The organism is Hymenobacter sp. DG25A, assembly GCF_001280305.1.
GTDB lineage: Bacteria > Bacteroidota > Bacteroidia > Cytophagales > Hymenobacteraceae > Hymenobacter.
On the sequence record NZ_CP012623.1, the window covers coordinates 844,733 to 863,944 of the forward strand.

The following is a 19,212-nucleotide window of genomic DNA, read 5'->3' on the forward strand; positions in this document are numbered from 1 at the left end:
ACACTAGAAGACGTTTAGCGAAGCGCAATAAAGGGCTGACCGTGGAGGGCCTGCACAAAAAGGAAGGCTACCAGCCCGGCGTAGCAGGCCGCCCCCAGCCAGGTAAGCAGCACGGCGCGCCGGGGTAGGCGCCGGGCCAGCCACCAGCCCAGTAGGGGCACCACTTGCAGGGCATGCAGGCCCAGGAAATGGGCCAGGCGTAAGTCGCCGGCGCGGGTGCTCCAGCCCAGGCCCGGCAGGCCGGGGCCGCCATCGGGGGCACCTACGGTGTGCTGGTTCAGGTGAATCATCATCCCGCCCAGTACACTGCCAATGAGAAACAACAGCAACCCCAGGCGCACGCCCCACACATAGCCGGCCGCGCCATAGGGGCGGTAGCGCCACACCAGCCACACTGCCGCTACCGTGGCCAGCGTGTTTACCGTAATCATGATGCCCATCACGCTGAACAGCATACCGTCGAAGGCGGTGGCGGCGTTGAAATGGGAGGAGGTGCCGCGGGCGGCCTGAAGGTAGATGCAGCCAATTTCGGCCACCATGCTCAGGGCCACCGCCCAGCTAATGCGGCGCACGGCCCGTTGGGCCGGAGCCGGTAAATCGGCCAGCAGCCAGCCCAGCGTCCATACATAGACAATAACCGACAGGCAGAATTTGATGGGCTTTACCCAAACCGGCAGGCCCGTTACCGTGCGGCTATCAAACGGCAGGAGCACCACGGCCAGCAGCAGCAATGCCACGTTCATCCAGCCAACCCAGGACAGCACCGGGTTTACCTGGTGCAATACCCGCAACCCCTGGCGTACCCGGCCAGGAATGGATGAGGTATTTACCGGCGAGGCAGAAAAGGAAACTGTAGTCATAGCCGTAAGCAGTTAGGGGCAGTTGAATGAGTCAAAACTAGCCTGCCAACTGACCCGGCAATAGTGGAAAAAGGGTGAACCGCCCGCCAGCCCGGGCGAACCGTAAGCGCCGGCCGGCGAAGTGTATTGCGGGCCGGCATACAGCAGCCCGGGTTGGCTGCTTACCTTTGTGGCGTTATGAAGGAAGTATGGTGCAGTCTGCTATTGATGCTGTGGGCCGTGGCCGCGCAGGCCGGCCCCGGGGCCGATAGCAGCCGAGTGCGGCAGGCCCACCGGCGCCTGGTGTTTCAGTTCGACCAGCGCTTTTCCCTGCTCAACCAGAAAGTAGTGGGCATCAATGGCCTGAAGCTGGGCGTGGAATGGCGCGGCCGGCTGCGCACCGGCCTGGGCTTTTACATGCTCAGCGGCGGCGTGCCCACCCGCGCCCCGCTGCCGCCCACCATGCCCGCCGGCACCCGCGACGAGCTGCGTTTCCGCTACGGCGTGGCCTACGCCGAATACGTGCTCATCGGCACGCCGCGCTGGGAGCTTAGCACGCCCACCCAGCTGGGCGTGGGCCGCTACTACGCCCGCTACCAGCAGCCCGATGGGCAGGTAACACGCACTCCCAAACGTAATATTTTCATTGTAGAGCCCTCCGTGGCCGGGCATGTGCGCGTGTTCCGTTGGGTAGGATTGGGCGCAGGTGTCGGCTACCGCCAAATGATGTTCATTGATGATGAGCTGGAAAACGAATTGAGCGGCCTCATCTTCTTCGGCCGCGCCAAGCTCTTCCTCGGCGACTTCTACAAAATTGTGCGCGGCCGCCAGCCATTATTCACTCAGGAAGGATTGAAGCGGAAGAGGAATTGAAAATCCAGGGATTTCGAGAAATAAAAAAGCCCGCCGCTCTTATGAGCAGCGGGCTTTTTTATTAAGAGTTATAGTACGTCATGTCGAGCGTAGTCGAGACATCTCGCTAGTGTGGTATACCCTAGCAACGAAGCAGTAGAGATGCTTCGACAGGCTCAGCATGACAATACTACCACAACATCAACCCGTCATGTCTCGACTACGCTCGACATGACGGGCTGAAGGTAAAGTCCTACTCCTTAATTCCCACGTGCCGGGCGGCGCAAGACAAACAGCGTGCGGATCGGCTCTTTGTTCACTTTCGGCTGCTGATACATCTGCACCACTTCCCAGCCCAGCTTGCCCATATAGGTAAGGGCACTGACGTGGGTGGCAAACACCTGCAGCTTGCCGGCCTCGCGCTGGGAAAGGGTGCCGCCGCCCAGCTTCTCAAAACCATAGCCGAAATCCACGTAAATGTCGCCGGCTTTGTCGTCGGTGGTGGAGAAGAGGTTGTCGGTGGTGAGCATTTCGCAATACTCGTAGCGGCCGGCAGTTTGTGCAGTGGCGCGCAGAGTGCCCAGGGCCAGCACCAGCGCAGTCAGGATGAGTAGTTTTTTCATGGAAGGCAACATGGAGAGTTTCGGAATAAAAAAAGGCCGGCTGGTGATTCCAGCCGGCCTTTTTCAGGGTTAGTTATGCAGTGGCAGGAAGGAATACTTGCGGCCGTACTCCAGCATCTGCTGGGCAAAGTCCGTGGGGTATTCCACCTTCACATCTACCATTTTGCCTTCCTGCATCACAGGCACCAGCTTGGGCTGGATAAAGCCGGCGTAAGGGGCAATGTTCAGCTTGGAGTAGCGGGCCAGCACTTCCTTATGCAGGGTGGGGTCTACCTTCACGCCGTAGGTTTCAATCAGGTTTTTGGCGGCGGCGTAGTCGCCTTCGCTGGTGAGGCGCTGGGTTTCGCGCAGCAGCTGGCCGAACAGGGTGCGCAGCTTGGCGTAGTCGTTGATGTGCACGAAGGTTTTGCCGTCGCGCGTCACCATCTCTACCACCTTGTCTTTCTTGCCTTTTTCAAACACCCATTTGGCCACCATCTGGCGGTTGCGCATGTGCGATTCTTCTACGGTTTCGCCGGGGGTGAGGCGCACCAGCTGGGTCATCAGGCCATTGCGCATGTAGTTATCGTACTCGGCCTTGCCTACTTCCAGGCTTGGCATCACGCCCAGCTGCACCAGCTTTTCGTCGAGCAGGTAATACAGGGCTACCAGATCAGCGCGGCCTTCCTCAATGGCGGAGGCGTAGCTTTTCAGCGTTTCCTTGGTGGTGCCCACGCCGGGGTTAATCTGGCCCGATGCGTGGCCGATTACCTCGTGCATATCGGTGTGCAGCTTGCCGGCCAGGGAGCCATACTGACGGGCCCGGTTTTTCTCGGCTTCATCATAGGCAAACTCATCCAGCATGCCGCCCGCGTTGGCACGGTCGTAGGCATCTACAATATTGCCCAGGCTCACGGATTTAGAGCCATGCTCCTTGCGTATCCAGGTGGCGTTGGGCAGGTTAATGCCGATGGGCGTGGCCGGGGCCGCGTCGCCGGCTTCCACCACAGTAGTAATCACCTTGGCCGTGATGCCCACCACGTTTTTCTTCTTGTTTTCGGGCTTGATAGGGGAGTTGTTCTCGAACCACTGGGCCTCATCGCCAATAGCCTTGATGCGCTTGGTAGCCTCCAGGTCCTTAAACGACACCACCGACTCATAGGAAGCGCGGTAGCCCAGCGGGTCGCCGTACACTTCAATAAAGCCATTCACCACATCGGTTTCCGACTGGGTATCATGTACCCAGGCAATGTTGTAGGCATCCCACAGCTTCAGGTCGCCGGTGCTGTAGAACTGGATGAGCTTGGTGAGGGCGGCGCGCTGCTCAGGCGTTTCGGCCACGTCCAGCGCCTTATTCAGCCAGTAGGCTACCTGCGTGAGAGCCGGGCCGTACATGCCGCCTACTTTCCACGGCACCTCCACAATGTTGCCGCGCTTGTCTTTCATCAGCTTCGAATTGAGGCCGTAGGAAATGGGGCGGGTATCTTTTTTGTTGATTTTCTTGGCGTAATAAGCCTCTACTTCGGCCTGGGTTACGCCTTCGTAGAAGTTGTTGGCCGAGGTGGCTACCAGATCCTTACCGGCTTCCTGGTTTACGCGCTTGGCGGCCAGTTTCGCATCAAATAGAATGGGCGTCATGGTGGCCACAAACTTGGCCGGAGTTTCGCCGGGCAGCAAAGGCAGCGCCTGCTCGTTTACGCTGTACACCAGGTTTTTGAAGTAATCGGGAGTAAACTCCGGTACAAACTTGCGGGTGGAGTAGTGATGATGGATACCATTGGAAAACCACACGCGCTTGGCGTACACGTTAAAGCGCGTGGCCTGCTCTACTTCCTGGGTGTTGGTAGTAGCAGCCAGGCGCTCCTGGTTGGCTTCCCAGAGGGCTTCCACGGTGCGGCGCACCCGCAGGTTTTCCTTGTAGTTCTGGTCGTAGATAATGTCGCGGCCACTCAGCGCCGCTTCATACAAATAGTAGAGCAACTCTTTTTGCTGGGGCTCCAGCTTCTCAAAGCCAGGTACTTCGTAGCGCAGAATGCGCAGGTCGGCAAACTGCTCGCTTACTACCTGAAAAGGGGTGGCTACCGGAGCCGCGGGTGTGGCGGGTGCCGGAGTAGCGGGCGTAGCCGGAGCGGTGGTAACTTCTGGGGTGGTAGTAACGGTGGGCGCTGAGCTGGCACAGCCGCTAAGCTGGGCCGCTACCAAAAAGGCCGCAGCCGATAAGAGAGGACGGGACATACGTAGAATAAGGGGATGAACTAACAGGCAAACAGACTGCGGGCTTAGCGCAAAGCAACACATTCCCGGCCCCGAAAACAACCAGCCAAGGCCCTAGCGCTGGGAGGGTGGCGCTGGGCTCAGGGAGCGAATGGTGCTGAGTCGGTCCAGCTTACCGGAGGCCGTGGTACGGAACTGCGGGGCGTATATGATGCCACGGGGCCGCTCGTAGCGGTCCAGCCGCTCGGTGAGCAGCGTGAGTAGCTGCTTTTCCTGGGCGGCGGGCAGCGGTTTGCCTTCCACAAAGGCCGTTACCTGCTCGCCGAGGCGGCTATCCGGCTGGCCGGCCACAAAGGCCCGGCGCCCACTAATGCCCAGCTCCATGAGGGCTACTTCCAGCACTTTTTCCACCTTCTCGGCCTGCACTTTCACGCCCCCGGAGTTTATCACGAAGTCGGCGCGGCCCAGCCACTCAAAAGTGTGCTCGTCCAGGAAATGTACCCGGTCGTTGGTGGTGATGAACACGTCGTTGGTTACGTCGGCGCGCACCGTGAGGCAGCCCCGTTTATCCTGGCCCACGCCAATGCCGGAGAGTACCCGGTAGTAAGGAGAAGCATCGGGGCCGTTGAGGCGGCGCAGGGCAATGTGGGAGGCCGTTTCCGTCATGCCGTAGGTGAGGTAGACGGGCGCTTCCAGCGTTTGCAGAGCTTTTTCCAGACTGGTTTCTACGGTTGCGCCGCCCACCAGAATGGCTTTCATTTTATCCAGCCGGGGCGCGTGGCCAGCTTCCAGCACGGCGCGCAGCTGCAGGGGCACGAAGGATGCAAAATCGAACTGGGCGGTGGCGGGCACCAGGGCCAAAGGGTCGGCGTGGGGCTCTACTATGGTGAGGTGCATGCGGCGCTCAAAGGCGCGCACCAGCATCATGAGCCCGCCCACAAACTCGCAGTTCAGGCACACCAGCATTCGGTCGCCGGGGCCCAGATCGAAGTAGTCGCCGGTGCGGTTGGCGGAGGCAGCCAGCTGCCGGCGCGACATGGTCACCAACTGTGGCTTGCCCGTGGAGCCGGAGGTGCGCAGCCCAAACTCCTGGGCCCCGTTCAGCCACTGGCGGCAGAAGTCCAGCACCTTGCCCTCGTAGCCGTTCAGGTCGCTGGGGACGTTGGTGGGGTATTGCTGAATATCGGCGTAGCGGAATTCGCGGCCGTTGAGCAGGAGGGAGTCTGGGAGGGTGGTAGACATAGGAGCAGTAGCAAGTACCTGTATACTGGCTGCCGCAAAAGTAGGATATGAAGTTGGGAATCCCGGACTACTTATTCCAGGTTATTGGTTAAGCCGTCTTTCCAGGAGTAATATAGCCCTTGAGAGAAAATGGTATCAAGGTTACGCTTATGGATTGTTGGAAATTGCTCCTGCATAAATGCATAATAGTCAGACCGTAAACGGCCCTCGCTAACCTTCAAATTGCGGGATTTAGCTGCTTCCAGAGAGGTTTGAATAAACGCCAGGTCTTTATCCATAATGTCTCTGCTAATGGTATTGTAGCTATCTAATTCTGCAGGGGATAAAAAGGCAAATTTCCCTGAAAGCCTTTTCTGAATTGGCGACAGCCAGTCTTGGCCCCATTCTAAAGCAAGTTTCACGGAGGCATTCAGTATATCCTCCGGGGCGGCTGTTTCCTGCGTAGCCGGTTTTGCCGGAGTAAATGGCTTTTCAGTTGTGAATAAACGGCTTAACCACTTTCTTACAACGTTTATAAATGGCCAGCTATAGAGGATAATAACTAAGGCTAATAAAATCCACATTATGGCAGCGTATCCTCTGAATGCTTAAATAGTCACGCTGTTGTTTTGGCTTGGCGGGCTCCCAAGCAGTAAGCCAGATTGTCAACGCTCAAAACACACAGAGGACCAAATTACTAGGTTGCTATGACGGCGGAAGCAGCTACCATCGTCATATAGTAATTAGCACAGTGAACGGTAGTGAGCAGAAGAAAGGCTTTCATTTCCAGTGCCTCAAATTCCTCTGTAGCAGAGAGTGTGTAGTCGTAGTTGAAGGAGCTCCATTTAAAAGCGGGCTGCACTGCCAATAACTCCTGCTCATTTTTGTCTATTAGAACAAAGGTGTTCTTGAGCATGCTTTTCTGCTTGAACAGGAAGGCTTTACCGTTGAATTTCGACTTAATAACAATAGTGCCATTCCAATGCATCTTGAAATCAAGGAGCACCTTCTGCTGATCTTTAAACTCGATAGTAGTGCCCCATACTCCCTTGGGCTTAATTTGAAAAGAGGAGTTATCTGCCAGCGTCACCTCGGCTTCAAAGGAAAACCACTCGGTGTAATGTAACGCGCCCAGCAACTTTCCATCTTCCAGTAGCTGAAAGTCGCGGGTACCGTTGGCAGTTACGTTGTAGTCAGCCATAATACTATAAGAAGGGGAGCTTGTAAAAAGTCGGTAAAACCAGGTGCTTTATCCCCCTTTATTACTTCGTTTTTGCCGGCTCCGGAAGCAGCTCGAAATACGTTGCCTTAAACCGGTTATCCACCAATTCTCCCTGCACTTTTGCCTTCCGGATAGCATTGCACAAGCCGTCTTTGGCGTGGGCATCACCATGTGAGTCAACCGTGGTGCCATCCACGAAATAGGACTTACCATCTATGCGAATGGCCAGGTCACAGCTTTTGCCTTCCAGGCCCAGGCGGCATTGTCCGCAGGCCGCGTCTACCACAATTATTTCTTTGCTCTTATCGGGAGCCGTTGTGGTAGCGGCTTTGTCCTGGGCTTGGCTGGCAAGCGTAGCCGAAAAAACAAGTAATGCGCTTAAAACTAAGGTCTTCATATTTTTCGGCTGTGCGTGTAATTATAGCTTTGGGAAGCAGATAGACAACGATGCAAGATAAATGGATAGCGGATAAAAACGGTATAATAAACCGTCTTTATCCGCCCGCTTCAACCGGCTATTTACTTCAGCCTTCCTACTAAGTTCTACCTAGCCGCTATTCTATGCCATTACTGCTTCTGTTGGTTGTAATTCCTCCACAACAGGCTCTTCACCCACGGCCGCTTTCCGGGAAGAGAATTTGTGCACGAAGAAGCTAACCAGCAGCGAAATAGTCAGCACCACAGTGGGCACGATGCCAATGGGCGTAAAAATCCAGGTAGGCAGCGTGGTAGCAATAATCAGCAGCATATACCCGTACAGACGAGGGCTGAAACGCTGGTTGCCCTGCACATAGCGCCGGCACTCCTGCAGCAATAAATAGGCCTGATAAAATAAAAATACCCCAAACATCTGCAGCGAATACTGATAAAACCGGAAAGAAGCCATTCCGGCGGCTATGAAATGATGGGATTCATAGGCGTTGCGGAAGCAGTGCAGCACCATGCAGGTCATCAGAAATAAAGGCCCCCAATACAGCACCGGAGCCATATGTTTATGCGCCATCTGGTTGCGCTCATTTTTCCAGCGGTACGCTACTCCGTTGCTGAAAGCAACAGAACTTACCAGCGCTATGGGGCCAGCAAATAGCTCCAGAAACTCGGTTACGTTGTCAAAGGGAGGGGTCTGCATATACTAGAGGAGGTAATGGAATAATGGGATATAATAGGCGTAACCGTAGGGCCTGTAAACTCCGGAATTCTCCGGCAGTTACCCTGCAAAAATAGATGCGATATTCACTTGGCGCAACCACATAATTGTGTGATATATAGATAATTACAGTGGTAATAAAATTGGCTGATGTGAAAATGCTCGGGTATTATATTTCAAATAACTGCCCGCAAATGGATTGCGCATTATATCATTCATACAAAACAAAAAGGCCCGCGCAACACTGTTGCGCGGGCCTTGCTGATTAGAGTTCTAAGCAGGTTATGGGAACTTGGGAAACTTATCGAAATCCGGCTTGCGCTTCTCTACGAAGGCGTTGCGGCCTTCCTTGGCTTCGTCGGAGAGGTAGTACAGCAGCGTGGCATTGCCGGCCAGCTCCTGAATACCGGCCTGCCCATCCAGCTCCGCATTGAACGAGGATTTGAGCATGCGCAGCGCCAGGGGGCTTTTCTGCAGAATTTTGTGGCACCAGGCTACGGTGGTTTCCTCCAGTTTATCCAGCGGTACTACCTTGTTTACCAGGCCCATGTCCAGGGCTTCCTGAGCATCGTACTGGTCGCAGAGAAACCAGATTTCACGGGCCTTTTTCTGACCTACCACGCGGGCCAGGTACGAGGCGCCAAAGCCACCATCGAAGGAACCCACATTGGGGCCGGTCTGCCCAAAGCGGGCATTATCAGCGGCAATAGTCAGGTCGCAGACTACGTGCAGCACGTGGCCGCCCCCAATGGCCCAGCCGGCCACCATGGCAATGACGGGCTTGGGAATGGAGCGAATCTGCTTTTGCAAATCCAGCACGTTCAGGCGGGGCACGGTGTCCTCGCCCACGTAGCCGCCGTGGCCACGCACGCTCTGGTCGCCGCCCGAGCAGAAGGCTTTGCCGCCCTCGCCGGTGAGGATAATCACCCCGATATCGGTGCGGTTGCGGCAGATGTCCATGGCCTCAATCATCTCCTGCACCGTGAGGGGTGTGAAGGCATTGTGCACGTGCGGACGATTGATGCTGATTTTGGCAATACCCCCAGCCTGCGAGAAGATAATCTCGCGGAATTCTTTAATGGGAGTCCAGGTAAGTTGTTCGGCCATAAATAGAAGTTGAAGAAAAAAGCAAAAACGCCTGTCATCCTGAGCCCAGGCGAAGGACCTTCTCACGCTAGCACGAGTCGTGGTTACGATTATCGTTCGCAGTATGTAAGGTCCTTCGCAGGCTCAGGATGACAAAGGCATAGGTTACGCAAAAGCATTTTTTACCGCAGCGCGGTAGTGTTCAAAGAACGCCGCGTTGGTGGCACTGTTGGTAGTAACTTCCAGCAGGGCTGCACTGTTTCCGGGGGCAAAGAAAAACGGTAGCGCCGATTCCAGCTCGTCTATACTACGGGCCGTGAAATAACGCAGGTTAAAATCCCGGGCGGTATTTTCCGCCGTGAGGGGCTGATGGGTTTCGAAAAACTCCTCCAACTCGGGCTGCTGACGGGGACCGTCAATCAGCCGAAAAATGCCGCCCGCGTGGTTGTTGAAGAGAACCACCCGCAGGTTGGGGGTGGGGTAGTTTTGCCAGAAGGCGTTGCGGTCGTAGAAGAAAGCCACGTCGCCGGTGAGCAGCACCACCGGGCGCTCCGGCTGGGCCAGGGCGGCACCCACGGCTGTGCTTGTGCAGCCATCAATGCCGCTGGTGCCACGGTTGGCAAATACCTCCACGGCCTGTGTAGTGGGCAGACCCAGGATATTCACGTAGCGCACCGCCATGCTGTTGGCCAGATGCAGCGCCGTGTGTTGGGGCAGGAAGCGCAGCGTGTGGTAGAAGGCCGAAAACTCATTGAAATCCTGCTGCGGTGCGGTAAAGAACTCCTGCAGGAAACCGGTTGCCCAGCCCTCCGCTTTCTGCCAGGGCGTGGCAAAGGAGCTGCGTCCCGTTGCATCATCCCCCAATGCCCAGCCCGCTTTGGGCCAGGTCAGGCGCACCGTACCGGTTGGTATTTTGGGTCGCGCCACGCGGGTAGCATCGGCCGGCATTTCGTGCGGATTTGCGAGTGCCAGCTCGCCCTTGTCGGACGCTGGTACAGCAACAGGCTCCGCCAGCATAGCCGCGAAAAACGCCGCGGGCTCCATCCGGATAATGCGCGTGAGGGAGCGGAAGGTATCGGCCACGGGGCCGGCGGCCTGAATATGCCAGTGTTGCTGCGGCGCGTATTCACGTAGGTACAGCTTCAGCGCTTTTGAAATGAGCGACTGGCCGAAAGTGATGAGCAGGGTAGGGCGCAGTGCTTCCTTCAAACCTTTCTCTGGCACGGCCAGAAACACGTCCTGCCGACCAATAGGGGCGGCGCGCAGGTCGTAGGTTGGGCCCACAGGCTGGTGCAGGTTGGCAATAACATCCCCTACCACGGGCACCTGATACGCGGCCGCAAACTGGCGCAAAGCCAGCAAAAGCTCATTTTCATGCCGGTGCTGACCGCCTACTACCAATACCTGCGGTGTTTGGCGCAGCTGGACACGGAGGGTAGCCAGTTCGGCGGCAGGAAGGGTAGGTTGCCCGGCCTGCTCCTGAATCACCTTTACTTTATCAAAGTGCAGCGGCTCGCCGGCTTTGGGGTAAAAGGGCTCCCGCAGCGGTACATTCACCTGCACCGGGCCGGCCGGAAATTGCTGAGCCAGGTTAATGGCTTCGGACACCAGCCGCTCAGAGTGCCAGCGGGCATCCGCGTGGGAAGTATCAGCCGGAAACTCAAAAGCGCCCTTGGCGTGGGCACCGTACAGGTTGCTCTGCCGGATGGTCTGCCCATCCAGCTGGTCAATCCATTCCGGGGGACGGTCGGCGGTGAAAACGACCAGCGGAATCTGCTGAAAATAGGCTTCTGCTATGGCCGGGGCATAGTTCAGGCCGGCCGTGCCGGAGGTGCAAACTAGTGCTACGGCCCGCCGCTGGGCCTGGGCCAGTCCCAGTCCGATAAATGCTGCCGCCCGCTCATCCGGCACCGTGCGCACCCTAATGTCGGGGTGGCGCGCAAAGGCAATAGTGAGCGGCGCGCACCGGCTGCCCGGCGACAAAACCACATCCGTAATGCCGTGCCGGGCGCAGATTTCAGCAATGTTATAAACGGACTGCATAGTTCTCTCTAAATATGAATGCTGAATAAGCGTGGGCGCAGCGCCCAAACCAGAACAGTATTCAGCATTAACTCAAAATAGCGCCGGCGGTTGTCAGCTTCAGCTCGGTTTCCTGCCACTCGCGGGCAGGGTCGGAGTCGATGGTGAGGCCGGTGCCCGCGTAAAGAATGGCTTCCCCGGGGCGTACCTGAAAACAGCGCAGGTTCACAAAGAGTTGTGACACGCCGGGGGCAGGCAGGTTTACCGGGCCCAGAAACCCGCTGTAATAAGCCCGGTCGTAGCCTTCATATTTCTGCAGAAACTCCAGCGCGGCCTGCCGGGGCATGCCACCCACGGCCGAGGTGGGGTGCAGCAGCCGCAGCATATCAGTTGCCAGAGTAGGGAAGGGCACGGTGCGCAGGTTCACGGAAAAATCGGTGCGCAGGTGCAGCAGCTCGCCGGCTACCACGGTGCGGGGGCCGGTTTCGTCGTACTCGCGCAGCCTCAGTTGTTTAAAACAGCTCACAATATAGCGGGCTACCAGGGCCTGCTCCTCAATTTCCTTTTGCCGCCAGATGGCGTGCTGGGGCTGATGATCGGGTGGCAGGGGCTGGGTGCCGGCCAGGGCCATGGTGCAGAAGCGCCCATCGGCCGTAAGCTCCACCAGTACCTCCGGGGTGGCGCCCAGCCAGGTGCCCGCGCCCGGGGCACTCACCAACGACACAAACGCGCGCGGGTACCGCTCCATCAGCTCCGAGAAGGCGGCCAAGGCATCAAAATCAGCCGGCAATGGCCATCGTGCCGCTCTGGACGATACCACTTTCTGCACTTTGCCTTTTTCAATGGCGCGCACCCCGCGTTCTACCAAGGCAGTATACTCTGCCTGAGTAGCCGCGTGCGGGGCCGGCTGCGGGCTCACCGGCCAGGGTAGGTTTTGGCTATGGGTTGTGGGCTGTGGGCTTTTGGTGAGATAGTCAATCAGCTGAGGCAGCAGAGTAGAAGCCCCGGCGGCAGCCTCATTCACTCGCAGCTCGTCGGGCTGGATTGTATCATACAGAACATCCGCTGGCAGAAAGAGGGCAGGGTTGTGGTCCGAGTCGCGGAAGGGGAAGAAGGCAAAACCGGCCGGCGCGGTGGGCTCCAGCGCGGGCGGCAGGCCCGTCAGGGCCGCTTCGGCCGAAAAGCTCAGGCAGAGCTGCGGGGCCGAAGCATTGGGCAGGCGCCACAGAGCTACCGGCAGCGAATGATGCAGCGCAAAGGCCGCCAGCTGCCGCAGGCGCTCCGTAACCGCTGGCGCCGGGTTGGGCCAGCTTATTAAACTTCCTTGCGAGGACGTACTCACGCGGTTTTCTCCTTTTTTCCGGGCAGGTCAATTACCGCCATGGTAATACGGCTGATGCACACCAGCGCCCCGGTTTCCTCGTGGGTGATACGGATTTCCCATACCTGGGTGGTGCGGCCTACGTGCAGAGCCGTAGCATGGCCCACCACGTAGCCGGAATGCACGCCTTTGAGGTGGTTCGCATTGATTTCCAGTCCTACGCAGGCCTTTTTGCTCTGGTCTACCTGCAGAAAAGCGCCGATGCTGCCCAGGGTTTCGGCCAGGGCCACGGAGGCGCCCCCGTGCAGCAGCCCCATGGGCTGGTGGGTGCGGTGGTCTACGGGCATGCGGCCCGTAATGCTACGCTCGCCCACGGCGGTAAGCTCAATGCCCAGGTGCGCGCCCAGGGTGTTATGGCACCACTCATTGAGCTTAGCCAGGGAATGAGGAGTATTTTCCATGCAGAAACAAACCAGAAAGGACGCTTTTTGCCCTAAAAATCCTACTTTCGAGGTAGCAAACAGCAAAGCTAGGGCTAAAGTGAGCGTCAAAAAAATATACCTTATCCGTCACGGACAGACGGACTTCAACGTGCGCGGCATCGTGCAGGGCAGCGGCGTAGATTCCAGTCTGAACGAGGCTGGCCGGCGGCAGGCGGCGCGGTTTTTCGCGGCCTACCAGCACGTGCCTTTCAATAAGGTATACACCTCCACGCTGCAGCGCACCCATCAGTCAGTGCATGATTTTCTGCAGCTGGGCATTCCGCACGAAATACACGCCGGCCTCAACGAAATAAGCTGGGGCGACCGGGAAGGCACGCGCATTACCCCGGACGAGGATGAAGAATACCACGGCGTGCTGCAGCAATGGAAACAGGGCCAGACCAGTGCCCGCCTGCTGGGCGGCGAAAGCCCCGATGAAGTGGCGGCCCGCCAGCGCCCGTTTATTGAAATGCTGAAAGCCCGGCCCGAGGAAGAAAACGTGCTGGTGTGCATGCATGGCCGGGCTATGCGCGTGATGCTGTGTCAGTTATTAAATTACCCGTTAGGCTGCATGGATGCCTTTGAGCACCATAATCTGTGCCTGTATAAGCTGCACTACACGGGCAGCATGTTCACCGTCCGCAACTTTCTGGACGTCCGCCATCTGCACGCAGTATAGCGCTTAGCAGCCAGGCAAAAGCCGGGTAACGGCGGGGGTAACCGTCTGCCCGGCGAAATTTCGCGTAGCATGGGGGAATAACTCTCGTTTGCGCCCCCGGATTTTCGGGCTAATTTTGACCCCACAACTCAACCGAAGAAGCAGATGGCCGAAATCATAAAAATGCCCAAAATGAGCGACACCATGACCGAAGGGGTTATTGCGTCGTGGCTCAAGAAGGTAGGAGACACCGTTAAGTCCGGGGATATTCTGGCAGAAGTCGAGACCGATAAGGCCACGATGGAGCTGGAGAATTACGAGGACGGCACCCTGCTCTACATCGGTCCGAAAGAAGGCGAAGGCGTGCCCGTAGATGGCCTGCTGGCTATTGTAGGCAAAGCCGGTGAAGATATTTCCGGCCTGCTGAGCGGCGCCCAGGGTGGCGCAGCTGCTCCGGCACCGGCGGCTGCACCCGCTCCTGCCCCTGTTGCGGCGGCACCTGCTGCCCCCGCTCCGGCACCTGCACCAACCCCAGCCCCCGCAGCGGCTCCGGCTGGCAATGGCAAGAAGGCTACCGTTATCCGGATGCCGAAAATGAGCGATACGATGACGGAAGGCACCATTGCCTCCTGGCAGAAGAAAGTAGGGGATAAAGTGAAGTCCGGCGACGTACTGGCTGAAGTGGAAACCGACAAGGCTACCATGGAGCTGGAAAACTACGACGACGGTACCCTGCTCTATATTGGTCCGAAAGAAGGCGAAGCCGTAGCCGTAGATGGCATTCTGGCCATTATTGGCGAAGAAGGCGCTGATATTCAAAGCCTGCTGGGTGGCCAGTCGGGTGGTGCGGCTACGGCTGCTGCCCCGGCGCCTGAAGCTGCTCCTGAAGCCGCCCCGGCAACTCCTGCGGCCGCTCCGGCCGCCGCCGCACCTGCATCCTCGGCAGTAGCCGTGGCTCCCGCCCCAACCGGTGGCCGCCTGCTGGCTTCACCGCTGGCCAAGCGCATCGCCAAAGAAAAAGGCATCGACCTGAACCAGGTGAAAGGAAGCGGCGACAATGGCCGCATTGTTTCCCGGGATATTGAAGGCTTCCAGCCCGGTGCTGCTCCGGCCGCCCAGCCTGCTGCCGCGCCTGCTGCGGCTCCCGCCCCGGCACCAGCTGCTCCTTCAGCGGCGGCACCGGCACCGGCCGCTGCTCCCGCCCCGGTTGCGGCCGAGGGTACCTACACCGACACGCCGGTTTCGCAGATGCGCAAGGTTATTGCCCGTCGCCTGTCGGAAAGCCTGTTTACGGCCCCGCATTTCTATCTCACGATGGAAATCCTGATGGACCGCGCCATGGAAGTTCGCACGCAGCTCAACACCCTTTCCCCGGTGAAGCTGTCGTTCAACGACTTGGTAATTAAAGCCGCTGCTGTGGCGCTCAAGCAGCACCCGGCCGTAAACTCCTCATGGCTGGGCGACAAAATCCGCCAGAACAAGGTGGTGAACATTGGCGTGGCCGTGGCCGTGGACGAAGGTCTGCTGGTGCCCGTGGTGCGCAACGCCGACGGCAAAGGCCTCTCCACCATCGCTACGGAAGTGAAAGAGCTGGCCGGCAAAGCCAAGAGCAAGAAGCTGCAGCCCGCCGAGTGGGAGGGAAGCACCTTCACCATCTCCAACCTGGGTATGTTCGGCATTGAGGAATTCACGGCCATCATCAACCCGCCAGATGCCTGCATCTTGGCCGTGGGCGGCATCAAGCAGACTGCCGTGGTAAAAGACGGCCAGTTGGCCGTTGGCAACGTCATGAAAGTGACCTTGAGCTGCGACCACCGCGTGGTGGACGGTGCTACCGGCGCTGCCTTCCTGCAAACGCTGAAAAGCCTGCTGGAAGACCCCATGCGCATGCTGATTTGAGGTAATTCTCAGTAAAGACAAACGACGCCCCTTTCTGCTGAGCAGGAAGGGGCGTCGTTCTTTATATTCAACCAGCAGCAGGCTTATTATTTTCAATCAATAGCTGGTTGGCGCGGCGCTACTCGCGCTGCCATAAGCCCGCACGTGAGGTCGTAAAGCCAACAATGCCGTCGTAGCGGGAAAAGTAAACGGTTGTCAGGGTATCGGTTGGGTGTTCAGAATGGCGCACGTTTACGTGGCCCAAAAAGCGGTATGTATGCCCGCCCAGCGCGGTGTCCTGCGCCACAATGTGGGAGTTGGGGGAAGTGTAGGAATAGAAAGCGGTGTGGCCATCGGCTTTATAAGTATGGATGGTGCCGCTATCGATGCCCTGCCGGCCTACATAAATTTCATTGGCGGCTGCCCGTAACTGCAGGTTCAGCAGGGAGTCCGTTTGGTCGCGGTACCATACGTTGATGTATGCATAATCCTGCTGTCCGGCTTTGGTATTCACGCTGTTGACGCCCTCGGTACGCGTCACCGTGAGCCGATGCACCTGACCGGCGTTGTTGCGGAACGTGAGTACCTGGCCGTTCTGCTCCCGCATCCATTCTTTGGTGTACCCCGGAATTTCTGATTGATCCAGAGAGTCGGCCAGGTTGCCGCAAGCGGAGAGGGTAAGTGCCAGAACAGCAGAAGCCTTTAAGGGTAATTTCATGTGAAATAGTAGTAAAACAGATAATCAGCCGGGTGATTGTCGTGGTTCAACAGATCAGCGGTGCAAGATGAATAGAAAGTTCGGAGAATTAAAAGGTTGATAAAATGATATATCATCGCAAAAAGTCTATACTTACCAGCAGTTGCAGGAGGCGGTAGGCTTTCTGTTTGTTCAATCTCTTCATCCCTTACCAAGAGTTATGAAACAACACGTACTTGCCGTCACGATGTGCGTCGTGAGTGCTACATCGGCCTTTGCGCAGGGGCAGGCCCTCACTGGTCAGGTGCTCGATACGAATGGCCGACCGGTAGCAGGTGCCACCGTTGTAGAAAAAGGCACCAACAACGGAACTGCCACCGGCAACGATGGCCGCTTCACGCTCCAGTCCCGCACGGCTAGTCCGCGTCTGCAGATCAGCTCCATTGGCTTTGCCACGCAGGAAGTAGAGGCCACCGGCGGCGCGTTGAGCGTGCGCCTGGCCGAGGCCACCACCAGCCTGGGAGCCGTGCAGGTAGTAGGCTCCCGCAGTCAGAACCGCTCCGTTACCGACTCGCCTTCGCCGGTGGATATCATTGACCTGCGGGAAGTGACCACCAAAACCGGGCAGCTGGATGTAAATCAGCTGCTGCAGTTTGTGGCGCCTTCCTTTAATTCCAACCGCCAGACCGGCTCTGATGGCGCCGACCACGTAGACCCCGCCACCCTGCGCGGCCTGGGCCCCGACCAGACGCTGGTGCTCGTGAACGGCAAGCGTCAGCACCAGTCGGCGCTGGTGAACCTGTTTGGCTCCCGTGGCCGCGGCAATACCGGCACCGACCTCAATGTGATTCCCGCCGCTGCCATTGAGCGGATTGAGATTCTGCGCGATGGGGCCGCCGCCCAGTACGGCTCCGATGCCATTGCCGGCGTTATTAACATCGTGCTGAAAAGCTCCGTGAAGGAGTTGACGGCCAGCGCTAACTATGGGATGTACGATGCCAAGTACCGCCGCGACGACGAGAAGTTTGACGGCGGCAACTTCAACGCCAACCTGAACTACGGTATCGGGCTGGGGGAGAAAGGCAGCTTCATCAATGCCACCCTCGACTACAACAAGCGGGAGCACACCCAGCGCGCCGCCGTGCCCGCGCCCGATGGCCTGGCCCGCCGTGAGTACGGCGACCCGGAAGTTTCCAACGCGTCGGCGTATCTGAACTCGAAATTTGCGCTCAGTGATAAGGCGCATGTGTACGTATTTGGCGGCTACAACAAACGCAAGGGCGACGCCTTTGCCTGGACGCGCTTCGCCGATGATGACCGCAACGTGCCGGCACTTTACCCCAACGGTTTCGACCCCATCATTACCAGCAACATTGCGGATATCTCGGCCGTGGCCGGGGTGCATACTGTCATAAGTGGTTGGGACTTTGATCTGAGCAATAACTTCGGCTCCAACCGCTTCCATTACGGTGTGCGCAACTCTCTGAATGCTACGCTGGGCGCGGATTCGCCCACTTCCTTTGATGCGGGCGGCTTTCAGCTGCAGCAGGATGTGGTGAGCTTAGGGGCTACGCGCAACTACGCCACCGTGCTCAATGGTCTGAACCTGGCCGCCGGGGCCGAGTTCCGCCGCGAATGGTACAAGCTGTTTGCCGGTGAGGAAGCATCCTACAAAAATTATAACCCTGGAGCCGACATACCGGGAGGCTCGCAGGGTTTCCCCGGGTATCAGCCTACCGACGCTATTAAAGCCAACCGGGACAACTTTGGTGCTTATATAGATGCGGAGCTGAACGTAACTCCGCAATGGTTGCTGGCCGGAGCCGTACGCTTTGAGAACTACAGTGACTTTGGCAGTACCTTCAACTACAAAGGCGCTACCCGCTACAACCTGACGGATTTCCTGACGCTGCGTGGCACGTACAGCACGGGCTTCCGGGCTCCTTCCCTGGCCCAAATTAATTTCAACTCCACTTTCACCAACTTCATTAACGGAGACCCGGTGGAAGTGCTGCTGGCCCGCAACAACAGCCCTGTAACCCAGAAACTGGGCATTCCTGCCCTGAAGCAGGAAACCTCCAACAATGCCAGCCTGGGCCTGACCAGCCGCCTGGGCGCGGGCTTCAGCCTAACGCTGGATGGCTACTATATTAAAGTGAAAGACCGAGTGGTGCTGACCAGTCAGTTCTCGGCGCGGAATGATGAGGGGGAACTGGACCCCGTAATTGGGGCTGATCTGGAAGCCTTGGGTGTTGCGCAGGCCCAGTTCTTTGCTAACGCCGCAGACACCCGCTCACTGGGTTTGGACGTGGTACTCAGCCACAGTGCATCGGTAGGCAAGGGCCGCCTGAACTCTTCCCTGGCCGCTAACTTCAACCGCCTGCGCATCGACCGGGTACAGACTACGGGCCGCCTGGCCGGGCGCGAGGATGAGTTCTTCGGGCCTCGGGAACAAGCCTTCGTGAAAGCCTCGGCCCCTAAATCCAAAATCAACCTCACCTTCGACTACCAGCTGGGCCGCTTTGGCACGCTGCTGCGCTTTGTGCGCTTTGATAAGGTGCAGTTGCTTGATTTCGACAACGAGCCGATGAACTACGATGCCCGCATAACCACTGACCTCACGCTGAGCTACGCCCTCACCAACAAACTGCAGTTCTCCGTGGGCAGCTCCAATCTGTTTAATAAGTACCCCACGCTGTTTAACCCCCAGCTCACGGAAACCGGCGGCGCCTGGGACCCGGTGCAGATGGGTGCTAACGGTCGGTATTACTTCGCTAAATTGCAGGCCCGTTTCTAAGTAGGTGTCAGTATAGAAGTACCTGTCATCCTGACGAAGGAAGGACCTTATTCCTGCGAAACAAGGCGTTTCGGCGTCGGCGGCTCGTGGGGGATAGGGTCCTTCCTTCGTCAGGATGACAAGCATTTTTCTGCCAGCCGGCATTTATGAGGCAAAAGCGGAGTAACGTTAACT

The 19,212-nt window shown here is 57.7% G+C and carries 17 protein-coding genes; 4 read left to right on the forward strand and 13 right to left on the reverse strand.

Translation table 11 applies throughout. The features are described 5' to 3' along the window. Window positions 1-14 precede the first annotated feature (14 nt). Window positions 15-860, reverse strand: a complete 846-nt coding sequence (locus tag AM218_RS03520) for a hypothetical protein (protein ID WP_054411901.1) — start codon at window positions 858-860, stop codon at window positions 15-17. A 177-nt stretch (window positions 861-1,037) separates the two neighbouring features. Here AM218_RS03520 and AM218_RS03525 point away from each other — a divergent pair, with 177 nt between their 5' ends. Next, the gene (locus tag AM218_RS03525) at window positions 1,038-1,712 is read left to right on the forward strand and encodes a hypothetical protein (RefSeq protein WP_157547503.1); all 675 of its coding nucleotides are present in this window, start codon (window positions 1,038-1,040) and stop codon (window positions 1,710-1,712) included. A 239-nt stretch (window positions 1,713-1,951) separates the two neighbouring features. Here AM218_RS03525 and AM218_RS03530 read toward each other — a convergent pair whose 3' ends face one another. The 11 genes from AM218_RS03530 to AM218_RS03580 form a co-directional block, all read right to left on the reverse strand. Further along, window positions 1,952-2,314, reverse strand: a complete 363-nt coding sequence (locus AM218_RS03530) for a hypothetical protein (protein WP_157547504.1) — start codon at window positions 2,312-2,314, stop codon at window positions 1,952-1,954. A gap of 69 nt (window positions 2,315-2,383) precedes the next feature. After that, window positions 2,384-4,528 (reverse strand): dipeptidyl-peptidase 3 family protein, encoded by a 2,145-nt coding sequence (locus AM218_RS03535; protein WP_082318048.1) that lies wholly within the window; start codon window positions 4,526-4,528, stop codon window positions 2,384-2,386. Window positions 4,529-4,621: 93 nt separating this feature from the next. Beyond that, window positions 4,622-5,749, reverse strand: a complete 1,128-nt coding sequence (locus tag AM218_RS03540) for an AMP-binding protein (protein WP_054411905.1) — start codon at window positions 5,747-5,749, stop codon at window positions 4,622-4,624. Window positions 5,750-5,820: 71 nt separating this feature from the next. Next, window positions 5,821-6,312 (reverse strand): hypothetical protein, encoded by a 492-nt coding sequence (locus AM218_RS03545; protein ID WP_054411907.1) that lies wholly within the window; start codon window positions 6,310-6,312, stop codon window positions 5,821-5,823. A 113-nt stretch (window positions 6,313-6,425) separates the two neighbouring features. After that, entirely contained in the window at window positions 6,426-6,929 is a 504-nt protein-coding gene (locus AM218_RS03550; protein ID WP_054411908.1) for a hypothetical protein, read from the reverse strand. A 61-nt stretch (window positions 6,930-6,990) separates the two neighbouring features. Continuing rightward, window positions 6,991-7,347, reverse strand: a complete 357-nt coding sequence (locus AM218_RS03555) for a DUF6370 family protein (RefSeq protein WP_054411910.1) — start codon at window positions 7,345-7,347, stop codon at window positions 6,991-6,993. A gap of 162 nt (window positions 7,348-7,509) precedes the next feature. Continuing rightward, complete coding sequence (locus tag AM218_RS03560) at window positions 7,510-8,079, reverse strand: hypothetical protein (protein ID WP_054411912.1); 570 nt, start codon at window positions 8,077-8,079, stop codon at window positions 7,510-7,512. Window positions 8,080-8,379: 300 nt separating this feature from the next. Then, window positions 8,380-9,204: a 1,4-dihydroxy-2-naphthoyl-CoA synthase gene (gene menB / locus AM218_RS03565; RefSeq protein ID WP_054411913.1), complete on the reverse strand. Its 825-nt coding sequence runs from the start codon at window positions 9,202-9,204 to the stop codon at window positions 8,380-8,382. Between the two features lie 144 nt (window positions 9,205-9,348). Further along, window positions 9,349-11,226 (reverse strand): 2-succinyl-5-enolpyruvyl-6-hydroxy-3-cyclohexene-1-carboxylic-acid synthase, encoded by a 1,878-nt coding sequence (gene menD / locus AM218_RS03570; protein WP_054411915.1) that lies wholly within the window; start codon window positions 11,224-11,226, stop codon window positions 9,349-9,351. Between the two features lie 67 nt (window positions 11,227-11,293). Further along, window positions 11,294-12,547, reverse strand: a complete 1,254-nt coding sequence (locus tag AM218_RS03575; RefSeq protein ID WP_231717539.1) for a chorismate-binding protein — start codon at window positions 12,545-12,547, stop codon at window positions 11,294-11,296. After that, the gene (locus AM218_RS03580; RefSeq protein ID WP_054411917.1) at window positions 12,544-12,987 is read right to left on the reverse strand and encodes a hotdog fold thioesterase; all 444 of its coding nucleotides are present in this window, start codon (window positions 12,985-12,987) and stop codon (window positions 12,544-12,546) included. Before AM218_RS03580 ends, AM218_RS03575 begins: the two co-directional genes overlap by 4 nt. A 79-nt stretch (window positions 12,988-13,066) precedes the next feature. On the opposite strand from AM218_RS03580, the gene AM218_RS03585 reads away from it, so the two are divergent. Together AM218_RS03585 and AM218_RS03590 are read left to right on the forward strand one after the other, a co-directional pair. Next, entirely contained in the window at window positions 13,067-13,687 is a 621-nt protein-coding gene (locus tag AM218_RS03585; protein ID WP_054411918.1) for a histidine phosphatase family protein, read from the forward strand. 144 nt (window positions 13,688-13,831) lie between these two features. Next, a complete protein-coding gene (locus AM218_RS03590) occupies window positions 13,832-15,565 on the forward strand; it encodes a pyruvate dehydrogenase complex dihydrolipoamide acetyltransferase (protein WP_054411919.1) in 1,734 nt (577 codons plus the stop codon). Window positions 15,566-15,683: 118 nt separating this feature from the next. Here AM218_RS03590 and AM218_RS03595 read toward each other — a convergent pair whose 3' ends face one another. Continuing rightward, on the reverse strand, window positions 15,684-16,262 hold the full coding sequence (locus tag AM218_RS03595; RefSeq protein WP_054411920.1) for a hypothetical protein: 579 nt from the start codon (window positions 16,260-16,262) through the stop codon (window positions 15,684-15,686). 199 nt (window positions 16,263-16,461) lie between these two features. Between AM218_RS03595 and AM218_RS03600 the strand changes: the two genes are divergently transcribed. Next, on the forward strand, window positions 16,462-19,038 hold the full coding sequence (locus AM218_RS03600; RefSeq protein WP_054411921.1) for a TonB-dependent receptor: 2,577 nt from the start codon (window positions 16,462-16,464) through the stop codon (window positions 19,036-19,038). Window positions 19,039-19,212 lie beyond the last annotated feature (174 nt).

Coding starts and splice junctions, on each gene's coding strand:
- AM218_RS03520 (WP_054411901.1), bottom strand. CDS start 860: ATGACTACAGTTTCCTTTTCTGCCTCGCCGGTAAATACCTCATCCATT.
- AM218_RS03525 (WP_157547503.1), top strand. CDS start 1,038: ATGAAGGAAGTATGGTGCAGTCTGCTATTGATGCTGTGGGCCGTGGCC.
- AM218_RS03530 (WP_157547504.1), bottom strand. CDS start 2,314: ATGAAAAAACTACTCATCCTGACTGCGCTGGTGCTGGCCCTGGGCACT.
- AM218_RS03535 (WP_082318048.1), bottom strand. CDS start 4,528: ATGTCCCGTCCTCTCTTATCGGCTGCGGCCTTTTTGGTAGCGGCCCAG.
- AM218_RS03540 (WP_054411905.1), bottom strand. CDS start 5,749: ATGTCTACCACCCTCCCAGACTCCCTCCTGCTCAACGGCCGCGAATTC.
- AM218_RS03545 (WP_054411907.1), bottom strand. CDS start 6,312: ATGTGGATTTTATTAGCCTTAGTTATTATCCTCTATAGCTGGCCATTT.
- AM218_RS03550 (WP_054411908.1), bottom strand. CDS start 6,929: ATGGCTGACTACAACGTAACTGCCAACGGTACCCGCGACTTTCAGCTA.
- AM218_RS03555 (WP_054411910.1), bottom strand. CDS start 7,347: ATGAAGACCTTAGTTTTAAGCGCATTACTTGTTTTTTCGGCTACGCTT.
- AM218_RS03560 (WP_054411912.1), bottom strand. CDS start 8,079: ATGCAGACCCCTCCCTTTGACAACGTAACCGAGTTTCTGGAGCTATTT.
- menB (WP_054411913.1), bottom strand. CDS start 9,204: ATGGCCGAACAACTTACCTGGACTCCCATTAAAGAATTCCGCGAGATT.
- menD (WP_054411915.1), bottom strand. CDS start 11,226: ATGCAGTCCGTTTATAACATTGCTGAAATCTGCGCCCGGCACGGCATT.
- AM218_RS03580 (WP_054411917.1), bottom strand. CDS start 12,987: ATGGAAAATACTCCTCATTCCCTGGCTAAGCTCAATGAGTGGTGCCAT.
- AM218_RS03590 (WP_054411919.1), top strand. CDS start 13,832: ATGGCCGAAATCATAAAAATGCCCAAAATGAGCGACACCATGACCGAA.
- AM218_RS03595 (WP_054411920.1), bottom strand. CDS start 16,262: ATGAAATTACCCTTAAAGGCTTCTGCTGTTCTGGCACTTACCCTCTCC.
- AM218_RS03600 (WP_054411921.1), top strand. CDS start 16,462: ATGAAACAACACGTACTTGCCGTCACGATGTGCGTCGTGAGTGCTACA.